This window comes from Lutibacter sp. (assembly GCF_040883305.1).
In the GTDB taxonomy this organism is placed as follows: domain Bacteria; phylum Bacteroidota; class Bacteroidia; order Flavobacteriales; family Flavobacteriaceae; genus Lutibacter.
The window spans coordinates 1-10,051 of sequence record NZ_JBFLKT010000373.1 but is presented as its reverse complement, the minus strand read 5'-3'; the positions used below and the strand labels follow the sequence as shown (position 1 = coordinate 10,051).

The window sequence follows — 10,051 nt, the reverse complement described above, 5'->3', positions numbered from 1 at the left end:
GGTGTTATTTTAGGAAGCGTTTTAAAAACACGTTCCACTTCCGTTTTTAATTCTTTATACGGTGAATTTACATACAACACTTTAAAATTTCCAGTTGCATCTACAATAAAAACAACATTAATTAAACCTTTAAAATTTTGTTGAAGTATAGTTTCAGGGATTTCAAATTCCGAAATAATGGCGTCTTTCACCTCATTTTTAAAACATGTAGGAAGGTTTTCGATTTGTTCAGATTCACAGGCTGAAAAAACTGGATATTTTTCTGCTTGCGAAAATATTACCACTGAAAATAATAAAAAAAGTACGCTTAAAAATATATTTTTCCTTGTATCCAAATTATGCTATTTTTTCTACTTTATTATTTTTTAATTGATATTTCTCACCGCTTTCTTTGCACCTTGCAAAACCATGTTCGTTAAACTTTAATCGGTGTCCGTACTCGCTTATCCAACCTATTTGTTTGGAAGGATTACCAACTACTAAAGCGTATGGCAAAACCTCTTTTGTTACCACAGCTCCTGCTCCAATAAAAGCATATTCTCCAATATTATTGCCACAAACAATAGTTGCATTTGCACCGATACTCGCTCCTTTTTTTACCATTGTTTTTTGATATTCACCACGTCTTACAATGGCACTTCTAGGATTTATAACATTGGTAAAAACCATTGAAGGCCCTAAAAAAACATCGTCTTCGCAAATTACACCTGAATAAATAGAAACATTGTTTTGAACTTTTACATTTTCACCTAAAATAACATTTGGTGAAACCACAACATTCTGACCTAAATTACAATTTTTACCAATTTTACAATTTGGCATTATATGGCTAAAATGCCAAATTTTTGTACCAGCTCCAATTTCACAACCGTCATCAATTACTGCGGTTTCATGTGCAAAATAATTGTTCATATTAGTATCCTTCTTTTGCTGTATTTCCTTCGGTTATTACTTTTGCTGAAGATGTTCCAATTCGGGTTACTCCCATTTCAACCATTTTAACTGCATCTTCATAATTCCGAACACCACCTGCCGCTTTTGCTGGCAATGGCTTTGCATTTTCAACAATTAATTCCATTGCTTCAAAAGTAGCACCGTTTGGTTTACCTCCTTCTGTCTTAAAAAATCCTGTTGATGATTTTACAAATACATTTGCTGCATTTTCTTCTCCAAAATTTTCTAAAACTACATCGCGCACTAATTGTGTTAACGCTATAATTTCTTCATTGGTTAACGCAGCAATTTCTATAATCCATTTTGCAACTTTATTATTATCAAGCGCTAACTTTGTACCTTTGTAAACCTCGGCTTTTACTAAATTTATTTTCCCTTCTTTAAATGCATTGTAATTAACTACAAAATCTAACTCATCAACATTATCATTTATTGCTTTTTGTGCTTCAGATAGTTTATCATTTGTTGTGTAAGTTCCTTCATGAAATCCGATTACTGTTCCAATTAACACTTCAGAATTTGATTCTTTCACCATATTTTTTGCCATTGCTACAAATTCTGGCCTAATCATAGCTAATTTAAAGTTGTTTTCAATAGCTTCATTTACCAAATCTATTACATTTTGTTTGGTTGCTGCTTCTGTAATATTAGCTTGTGTGGCCGTTTTTAAATATGTAGAATCTAAGTATTGATTGATATTCATTGTATTATAATTTATGCTATTTCAATTATTTGAATAACAAATATACTCAAAACACATAGGTTTTCGATTTTTTCACACTTTCTTTTTCTTGTTCTCTAAGTTAATTTTCTGGAAACCCAAATGCATTAAGTAACCGGTTTTTAATAAAGTTAAATCTATGAAAAAGAGGTTGTTTATTCTATTAACATATAATTAATGGAGATTTTAATGGCTTTGGGTTTTTTATTTAGGATTGGTATAGATTCCTGTTTTCACAGGAATGACAACGCAACATAAAATAACAACTTCAGCGAAAACCATAAGGCAAAACCTTGAAGAATTCTTTTAGATTAAAAAATTACTTTAGCTATTCAATTTTAAAAACTATAGGCAATCCATAACTTACAGTTACAGGTCTGCCTCTTTGTTTTCCAGGAGTCATCACTGGCAAAGAACCTACCACTTTAATTGCCTCCTCTTGTAATTTTTTATGTGGAGCTCTAGCTTTGATACTTGTAATTTTACCATTAGTATCAATTTTAAACACTACAAATATACGTTGAATACTTCCCGAATGTAATCCTAAATCTGCTGCAATTTCCAAATTAAAATTACGTAACACAAATTTTGAAATTTTTTCTGAAAAACAACTTCTAAGTTCTTCTTTATTTCCTGTGCATCCAGGATATATTGGAACATCCTCAATAACAACAAAAGGCACATCTTCCTCTACTATTTCTTCTTCTTTAACATCTACAATAGCTGTATTCAAATCAATAAAAATAGCTTCAGCCTCGTCTGTTTCAGTACTTTCAATTACAGTTTCCTGAATATCAATTTCATCTTCAACTTTAATTATTTTTTCTGGTATAACGGTTTTTGGTGGTGGTGTATTTTGTACTTCAATTGGCTTAATTTCTACTAATACCTCATCATCATCTTCACTTATAATGGCTCCAGACAATACTTCTATGGGGCGTAGATAGGATTTCATCTGAATAAATTCATACACTATAAAAAGTGCTAAAACGAGACCTAGTTGAACTAAAATTCGAGAATAATTTTCGAGAACGGCATCAGGATATTTTTTAATTTCCATAGCTACCTATTTTAAAATTAACAAAAAAAGAAATTATAAACTGTTAAAAAACAGCCTTATTTATAATGCAAGAAACTGCAACTATAAAATCTGTAAAACTGAAGTCTCTTACAAGATTATGTTCATATTAAATTTACAAAAATTTTGTTTTAAAAACAATTATTTAATGCTAAAAAAAGATGCCAGAAAAATGAAAATTTGGTGAATCTGAACTCGATTATTCTAGTGATGGATTACCAATATAATGAGATTCTGAATCAAGTTCAGAATGACCTTTTCCAAGATTTTTCAAACAAACTCTTTTTTTATTCCACTTTAAAAACAATTGGCATAGAATATCGCACTTTAACCGGTTTTCCTTGTTGTTTTCCTGGTTCCATTTTAGGTAATAAATTAATAACTCTTATCGCTTCTTCCTTTAATTTTTTATGAGGTGCTCTGGCTTGAATATCAACAATATTACCGTTTTTATCGATTTTAAATAGTGTAAAAATTCTTTGAACACCTGGAGCCAATCCTAATTCTTCTGCTAAACCTGCATTAAATTTTCTATTAATGTACTTGCTAATTTGTTTTGAGAAACAAGCTTTTCGTTCTTCATTTGTACCTTTACATCCCGGAAACAATGGTGCTTCTTCTAAAAACACATAATCTACCTCGTCTTCTGGCTTAAATTCTTCATCTAGTTTCACATCTTTTATATTAGAAATATCAACTGGAGCGTCAACATCTATTAGATCTAATAAAGTTTCAATAATATCTTCATCATCTTTTACCTGATCAATAACAGCAATAATTACCTTTTTTGGTGGTTGTGATTGTAACTTTGGTTTTTCAAATTTGACATCAATAAGTTGTTCTGTTTCATCAACTAACTGCCTGTCTTGACTTGATAGAATTGCAAATTGATTGTCGAATGTTTTGTTTTGAATGAGTAGATACGCAATAAAAAGCGATAATACTAAGCCTAATTGTGCAAATAATTTACTGTAATTCTCTAAATTTGCTTTTGGATGTTTTTTAATCATAATTTATAGGTTTTATGATATCCTTTCAATTATTTGTACACTTTATTGAATCCTATTGAGTGGAATTGAGAAGATTCGTTTTACTACAAAAAATTTGAGGATAAATGTTAAAATTATGTTAAAGCAAAAAACGTACCAAAAAAAAAGGCTATCAAAATGATAGCCTTTTCCCAGTTATTAACCTATTTCTAACTGTTCGCAATTGTAATATTTTAAGGTAATCCGTTAATTAAACTTTCTAAAGCTGGTTGGGTTATTGGACTTAAACTTGAAATTACTTCTATATGTTCATCTACAATTGTTGTTCCTTGGATTGCGTAATGTAGTACACCATCAATTTCTGCAACCATAATTATATGTACTTCTAATCCTACTGGAATTAATCCATAATGCTCTGTAAATAGTTCTAATGTTGTATTGTAAACATCCATTCTAGCCAAAGCGGTTGGTTCTCCGTCATATGATAAATACACCGCACAATTGTCTTCATTAAATTCCGCAGGAACATCAATAAAAATTTCTGTTGTTGCACCAGCAAAGTTGTACCATCTGTCAAGATTTGTCCATCCAAACGATCCAATATTGTAATTATATGTTGCAAACGCTCCATCTGCACCTTGTGCATCTCTTATTTGAGCATCATCTTGCTCTCCATTATTATCTTCATCGGCTTCAAACCAATCACAATCATCATCAATTCCATCACAATCATTATCTAGTCCTGTTCTAAATATTTTCATACCACCATCCAAATCTGCAAAATCTACCGGTCGGCTTTCAACTGAAGCCATTTCTAATAGTTCTAATTCATTTGCACCTTGTTTAGCATCGATAAAAAACTGACCAGCCGATTTTAATGCTTCTTTATCTCCGTTTGGTTTTTCGCCTAAAGTGGAACGATTATTAATCACCATTCCAGCTTTATCATAAATTTCAATTAATTGCACGGTTACATTTCCGGTTATTGGTGATCCATTTATTCCAAAAGAATTTGGCTGAAAAGTAACATTTGTACCCTGTGATCCTGTAATCATTCCTCCAGTTGCGGCATCAATTGTAAATTCTTCTAAAGCATTTTCTCTATTGTCCAGAAATCTATTGTTTAATGCAATTCCGTCTGGTTGTGGTTTTGTATCTTCAATATCTGGATCTGATATACAACTTGCAAAAGTTGCTATTAATGATAATCCTAATACGCTTTTAAAAATGTTACTCACTACTTTACTATTTTTTAAGTTTGTGAAATTTTGTTTTTGTGTTTTCATAATTATTAAATTTTATATTGTTTTTAATTTTGTTTTACACTTACATATCAACACAATTATAAATTGTTACCCCTTTCTGATAAAAAAAAATTAAATTAGCTATATCTAATACTTTTAAATGAATAAGAAACCACACGCAGATCATATCTATATAGAGGCTTTGTTAAAGAACGACAGTAGAGTGCTTTCTAAATTATATGAGAAATTTTCGCATAAAATAGTTTCTTATGTACGTAACAATAACGGAAATGCAGACGATGCACAGGATATTATTCAAGAAACATTGGTAATTATTTATCACCAAGCAAAAGAGAAGAATTTTATACTAACCTGTCCTTTTGATGCTTATTTTTATTTGTTATGTAAAAGGAGGTGGTTAAACGAACTTAAAAAAAGAGGAACTAACAGGGTAACAATTTTAGAAGATGAAGCATCTATTAAAGACGAGCACGAACAGCAAGTTGAAGAAACTGAATTATTTGAACAACAAAATCAGCTTTTTGAATCAAAATTTAAAGAATTAGGGGCAAAATGCCAGGAATTATTAAAAGCTACATTCAAAATAAAGTCGATGGAAGAAGTTGCAGAATTTTTAGGCGTAACGTATGGTTATGCTCGTAAGAAGAAATCGCAATGTATGGGTAAATTAACCCAATTAGTGAAAAATTCGAATGAATTTCAACAACTAAAAGACTTTTAAAAATGGAAGAATTAAGATATATTGAGTTTGAAAGCTACCTGAAAAACGAACTCACAGAAATGGAAAAAACAGCTTTTGAAGAAAAGCTACAATCCGATGCTGATTTTAAACAAGAATTTGAAATTTATAAAGCGTTGGAAACCTCTTTGTCCTCAAAATTTAAAAATGAAGAAGGCGAAAAAGAACTTAGAAAAACCTTAACTAATTTAGGAAATCAATTTATTAAAGAAGAAAAAGTTATTAAAAAGAAATCTAAAATAATCTCACTTTTTAATTACAAAAAACTGATGGTTGCTGCAAGTATTGCATTGCTAATTGGCTTTTTTATCTTCAAAAATGGGAATCCAGTTTATAGCGATTTTGCAAATCATACTAATTTAGAATTTACAGTTAGAGGCGATAATAACCAAACAATAACAAAAGCAGCAACAGCTTTTAATACTAAAAATTATAAAACAGCTTTTGCGCAGTTAACAGTGCTTGAAGCCGAATTTCCAAACGATATTGAACTACAATTATACAAAGGAATCTGTTTATTAGAAATGGATAAATTCACGCAAGCAGAAACCATTTTTGATAAAATTAGTACAGGAAACTCAGCTTTTTCAACCAAAGCAACATGGTATAAAGCTTTAAGTTATTTAAAACAAGAACAATTTGAAGCTTGTAAAAATACGCTTAAAACAATACCAGAAAGTGCTGAGGAATATAAATTGGCTATAAAATTATTAAGGAAATTGTAATATTTGATACGACTTTGAGAGGTAGCAATTATTAGCTAGTATTGTTCCTAGTAAAAAAGTATTCATATAAACTCACCCTTAATATTAAATTAGCTAAGTGGATTTATTTTCGTAATGCATGTCAACGTTAAGGATATACTAATAAGATTGTAAGCACTTATTTTCATACACAGCGTTGCTTTTATTTTTTTAATTTCATTATTTCCAAAATCCAATTAGAAATTTCTTTTAAAGCAGTTGGAGAAAATGTTTGCTCTATTTTTCTATACTCATCCATCTTTCCTGTTTCGCACTCTTGAAAAAAGTGGTTTAAATTTTCTAATTCTAATATTTTATAATCTTTATTCTCACCTTTGATTAATGCTTTTCGTATTCCTTCTTGATTTATTTTTGCATTTACTTGGGAGTCTTTACTTCCATTTAATGACAATACTGGGATTTGTAATTTTTCAATTTCATCAGCAGGGTTGTATTGTAAAAAAAAGCGTGACCATGGCTTTATACTTGTTCTTATTTGACCGTCTATAAATAAATTGATATTCTTTTCTGGCACATTTAAAGAAGTTAAAATTGGTCTTAAAAAATCATTATAATGCTTTGTCAATTCTTTTTTAATATCAGATTCACTATTATTAGAGGTTACAATTGCAATAGCTCTTCTTGTATTTTTTTCATAAGCTACTTCATCTTTAACAGGAAACTGTCTTAATGTTTTAGATTGCATTACGGACAATTCTGCTCCAGATATTCCTGTAGAAGCTAGCAATACCATAAAAGCAATATCTTTTGAATTATTTGCCACTAAAGGAGCTATAATTCCACCTTCACTATGACCAATCAAACCAATATTTTTTATGTCTACATCGTTTCTAGTTTTTAAATATGCAATTGCACTCAATACATCTTTAGAAAAATCTTCTGTTGTTGCATTTCCAAAATTACCTGTAGAATTTCCGTGACCACGATCATCAAAACGCAATACTCCAATACCTTGTCTTGTTAAATAATCCGACAACACTAAAAAAGGTTTGTGTCCCATAAAACTTTCATCTCTATCTTGTGGGCCGCTTCCGCTAATTAAAATTACAAGAGGAAATTTCCCATTTTTATTTGGTAAGGTTAAAGTACCTGCCAATGAAACGTTCACTTCTGTGTTTTCAAAAACTACTTCTTCTTCATAATAGGGATAAGGCTTCACAGGTTCTTGTGGTCTTCTAGAATCTGCTATTTTTACAGCGCCTTTTTTTAAATTTAATACCAATTCTACTCCTCCTTCTTTATAAGTTCCTTCAAATTGTTGCGCTTCAGTATTAAAAACTCCTGTATAGTCCATACCAACATTAGAGCCATCAATTATTAACTTTCCGTTTATAAAAGTTGTAGCTGATGGTTTTATGCCAGAAATTCTGAACGTTGGAACATCCATAGTAGTTGAATACTTAGAGTTTTCTTGTTTTATTTTAAAAACAAAGGTGATTAATTTATCTCCTCTTTTGGTTTTTCCGTTCCATTCTCCAGAAATATCTTGTGAGATTGCATTTATTATAGAGAATACTATTAAAAATGTTGTTATTATTAGTGCTTTCATGTTTGTTAAATTTTAAGTGTAAATATCTAAGCCAACGTTTATTTAACCTTATTATATTGAAAAGAAATAGTGTTAATTATTGAGTAATGGAAGATGTTTGCTATGTGCTAATTAAAGCATTTTGCCTGCAGCTTTAACTTGAGTCTCTTTCTGACGCCCTATCAATGAACCGACGACCATACCTCCAATTAAACCTAAAGAAATACCTAAAGAGCGTTCAAGATTTGATAAAATTGCAACCCCAAAGAGCAAACCGAATGACAATCCTAAACCGCCATATAAATTGATATAATACCCTTTGGAAGTTAAGGAAAATGTATCCTTTAAATATTTTTCAAATTTAGTGAGTGCTTTTTTAATGAATTTTTTTTTGTTTTCAGGATTTGATTTTAAATCTAAACTTTCAAGTTCCGTTTCTATGGATTGAATTTCGTCTTTTGAGAATTCTCTAATTTTCAATTCGGAAAGTATATGCAGAAATTTTTCATAAACCTTAATTTCATACTTTTTAGTTGCTTCTGTTTTTAAACTTTCAATAAAGTTATAGGCTTCTTGTAATGTCATACTAATTAATGTTTTCTTGGTTAGTGGCACAAAGAATAAATTATTACATATAAAACTTATTTTTTTGAAAAAAAATTAAAAATGCTTTAAACATCCATAGTTAAGAGGTATTTAACTTCGTAAACTTTCTATATCGGCCATTAATTCTTCCAGTTTTTTAAACACTCTTCCGTAAACAAGGTTTAAATCCCATTGGTAAATTCTACCTCCAAAAAATGCTAGTAAACCTAAAATTAATAATGCTATAACAATTCCTATCAATGGAATTCCATATATCAAATAAATATCTGGAAAACCTATCAGAATTTCACCCACAAGTCTTTCACCTAAAGGAATGCCCTCTGTATCTTTAAACCAAAAACCTAGAATAAATGATATAAATACAATGGGGTACAAAAATGTAGACATTTTCTTATTTATAGCAACTTGCTTTTTTACCCATTGATTGAATGTCTTTAAGTATTGATAGCTATTTTCACCTGTATTTATTGCTTCTAAACCATTTAACAACTTCTTATTAATAATAACAAGGGTCATAAGAGTTACAAAAAATATAACACCCATTAAGGGGATTCCAATAAAAAATGTTACAATTAAAAAGATAAATGAGAATACAACAATTGCAATCAAATTTATTTTAAACATTCTTTTAAATTTATCAATAATATGAATCGATTTTTTGTTATAAAGATTGTTTATTTTTGGTGCTACTAATGCATCACTTTTAAGGAAGCCTTCTTTCCATATATCTTCAATTGATTTTTCCATCTAATATTTTTTTTAATTTCATTTTAATTCTTTTAACACGTACCCCAATATTATTTGGATTCGTTCCTATAATTTCAGCGATTTCCTTTTGAGATTTTTCTTCTAAATAAAGCATAATAATGGCTCTGTCTATTTCTGATAATTTTCTAATAGCATCATATAACAGATTTAGAGATTCATCTGAAAAGGCATAATTATTTTCAGTTTCTTCAGCAGGTAAAGAGTCAGAAACAAAATGTTGACGATTGTTTTTCTTTTTTTTAAGTAAGGTTAAACAAACGTTTAATGAAATACGGTACACCCAGGTGCTCCATTCCGATTCCTCTCGAAAGTTATCTTTACTCCTCCAAATTTGCAAACACACTTCTTGATAATAATCTTCAAAATCCTCTTGTGAATCTGTATATGCCCTGCACAACTTGATAATTATTCCCGAAAAAGGTAAAATAGACGTTTTATAAAAATCGCTGCTCAATATTGTTTTTTATTAGTTAGTGGTTTAAATTATAAATTATTACACTCCATTTTAAATTTATGAAAAAGAAACTAGTTAATGTTACCAATTAAACCAACTATACAATAATTATATTCTTTAATATAAAATAAAAGTGAAAAACAGCTATTTTGAAAAGCTATTTTTCACTTTATAATTAATTCCCT

At 29.7% G+C, this 10,051-nt stretch carries 11 protein-coding genes and 1 pseudogene; 2 read left to right on the top strand and 10 right to left on the bottom strand.

Features of this window, described 5'->3' with window-relative positions; all coding sequences use genetic code 11:
- The 6 genes and pseudogenes from AB1Z17_RS12020 to AB1Z17_RS11995 all read right to left on the bottom strand — a co-directional run.
- Nucleotides 1-335, bottom strand: a pseudogene (locus tag AB1Z17_RS12020) (gliding motility protein RemB); the annotation flags it as partial.
- Between the two features lies 1 nt (nt 336).
- On the bottom strand, nt 337-912 hold the full coding sequence (locus tag AB1Z17_RS12015; RefSeq protein WP_368052033.1) for an acyltransferase: 576 nt from the start codon (nt 910-912) through the stop codon (nt 337-339).
- 1 nt (nt 913) lies between these two features.
- On the bottom strand, nt 914-1,657 hold the full coding sequence (deoC, locus tag AB1Z17_RS12010; RefSeq protein WP_368052032.1) for a deoxyribose-phosphate aldolase: 744 nt from the start codon (nt 1,655-1,657) through the stop codon (nt 914-916).
- 346 nt (nt 1,658-2,003) lie between these two features.
- A complete protein-coding gene (locus AB1Z17_RS12005; protein WP_368052031.1) occupies nt 2,004-2,735 on the bottom strand; it encodes an energy transducer TonB in 732 nt (243 codons plus the stop codon).
- A gap of 305 nt (nt 2,736-3,040) precedes the next feature.
- Entirely contained in the window at nt 3,041-3,763 is a 723-nt protein-coding gene (locus AB1Z17_RS12000; protein WP_368052030.1) for an energy transducer TonB, read from the bottom strand.
- 212 nt (nt 3,764-3,975) lie between these two features.
- Nucleotides 3,976-5,028 carry a hypothetical protein gene (locus tag AB1Z17_RS11995; protein WP_368052029.1) on the bottom strand — a complete coding sequence of 351 codons (1,053 nt, stop codon included), beginning with the start codon at nt 5,026-5,028 and terminating at the stop codon, nt 3,976-3,978.
- A 118-nt stretch (nt 5,029-5,146) separates the two neighbouring features.
- On the opposite strand from AB1Z17_RS11995, the gene AB1Z17_RS11990 reads away from it, so the two are divergent.
- Nucleotides 5,147-5,728, top strand: coding sequence for an RNA polymerase sigma factor (locus AB1Z17_RS11990; RefSeq protein ID WP_368052028.1), 582 nt, complete (start codon nt 5,147-5,149; stop codon nt 5,726-5,728).
- A 2-nt stretch (nt 5,729-5,730) separates the two neighbouring features.
- A complete protein-coding gene (locus AB1Z17_RS11985) occupies nt 5,731-6,471 on the top strand; it encodes a tol-pal system YbgF family protein (RefSeq protein ID WP_368052027.1) in 741 nt (246 codons plus the stop codon).
- Nucleotides 6,472-6,652: 181 nt separating this feature from the next.
- On the opposite strand, the gene AB1Z17_RS11980 is transcribed toward AB1Z17_RS11985, so the two are convergent.
- The 4 genes from AB1Z17_RS11980 to AB1Z17_RS11965 all read right to left on the bottom strand — a co-directional run bounded on the left by AB1Z17_RS11980 (nt 6,653) and on the right by AB1Z17_RS11965 (nt 9,866).
- On the bottom strand, nt 6,653-8,059 hold the full coding sequence (locus AB1Z17_RS11980; RefSeq protein WP_368052026.1) for an alpha/beta hydrolase family protein: 1,407 nt from the start codon (nt 8,057-8,059) through the stop codon (nt 6,653-6,655).
- Between the two features lie 111 nt (nt 8,060-8,170).
- Nucleotides 8,171-8,623 (bottom strand): hypothetical protein, encoded by a 453-nt coding sequence (locus tag AB1Z17_RS11975; protein WP_368052025.1) that lies wholly within the window; start codon nt 8,621-8,623, stop codon nt 8,171-8,173.
- A 111-nt stretch (nt 8,624-8,734) separates the two neighbouring features.
- A complete protein-coding gene (locus tag AB1Z17_RS11970; RefSeq protein ID WP_368052024.1) occupies nt 8,735-9,391 on the bottom strand; it encodes a hypothetical protein in 657 nt (218 codons plus the stop codon).
- A complete protein-coding gene (locus tag AB1Z17_RS11965) occupies nt 9,375-9,866 on the bottom strand; it encodes an RNA polymerase sigma factor (protein ID WP_368052023.1) in 492 nt (163 codons plus the stop codon). The genes AB1Z17_RS11970 and AB1Z17_RS11965 overlap by 17 nt, the downstream gene beginning before the upstream one ends.
- Nucleotides 9,867-10,051 lie beyond the last annotated feature (185 nt).

Bases quoted from the DNA above. Each gene is read 5' to 3' on its own strand.
- AB1Z17_RS11975 (WP_368052025.1), bottom strand. From the start codon at position 8,623: ATGACATTACAAGAAGCCTATAACTTTATTGAAAGTTTAAAAACAGAA.
- AB1Z17_RS11985 (WP_368052027.1), top strand. From the start codon at position 5,731: ATGGAAGAATTAAGATATATTGAGTTTGAAAGCTACCTGAAAAACGAA.
- AB1Z17_RS11970 (WP_368052024.1), bottom strand. From the start codon at position 9,391: ATGGAAAAATCAATTGAAGATATATGGAAAGAAGGCTTCCTTAAAAGT.
- AB1Z17_RS11995 (WP_368052029.1), bottom strand. From the start codon at position 5,028: ATGAAAACACAAAAACAAAATTTCACAAACTTAAAAAATAGTAAAGTA.
- AB1Z17_RS11980 (WP_368052026.1), bottom strand. From the start codon at position 8,059: ATGAAAGCACTAATAATAACAACATTTTTAATAGTATTCTCTATAATA.
- AB1Z17_RS12000 (WP_368052030.1), bottom strand. From the start codon at position 3,763: ATGATTAAAAAACATCCAAAAGCAAATTTAGAGAATTACAGTAAATTA.
- AB1Z17_RS11990 (WP_368052028.1), top strand. From the start codon at position 5,147: ATGAATAAGAAACCACACGCAGATCATATCTATATAGAGGCTTTGTTA.
- AB1Z17_RS12005 (WP_368052031.1), bottom strand. From the start codon at position 2,735: ATGGAAATTAAAAAATATCCTGATGCCGTTCTCGAAAATTATTCTCGA.
- AB1Z17_RS12015 (WP_368052033.1), bottom strand. From the start codon at position 912: ATGAACAATTATTTTGCACATGAAACCGCAGTAATTGATGACGGTTGT.
- deoC (WP_368052032.1), bottom strand. From the start codon at position 1,657: ATGAATATCAATCAATACTTAGATTCTACATATTTAAAAACGGCCACA.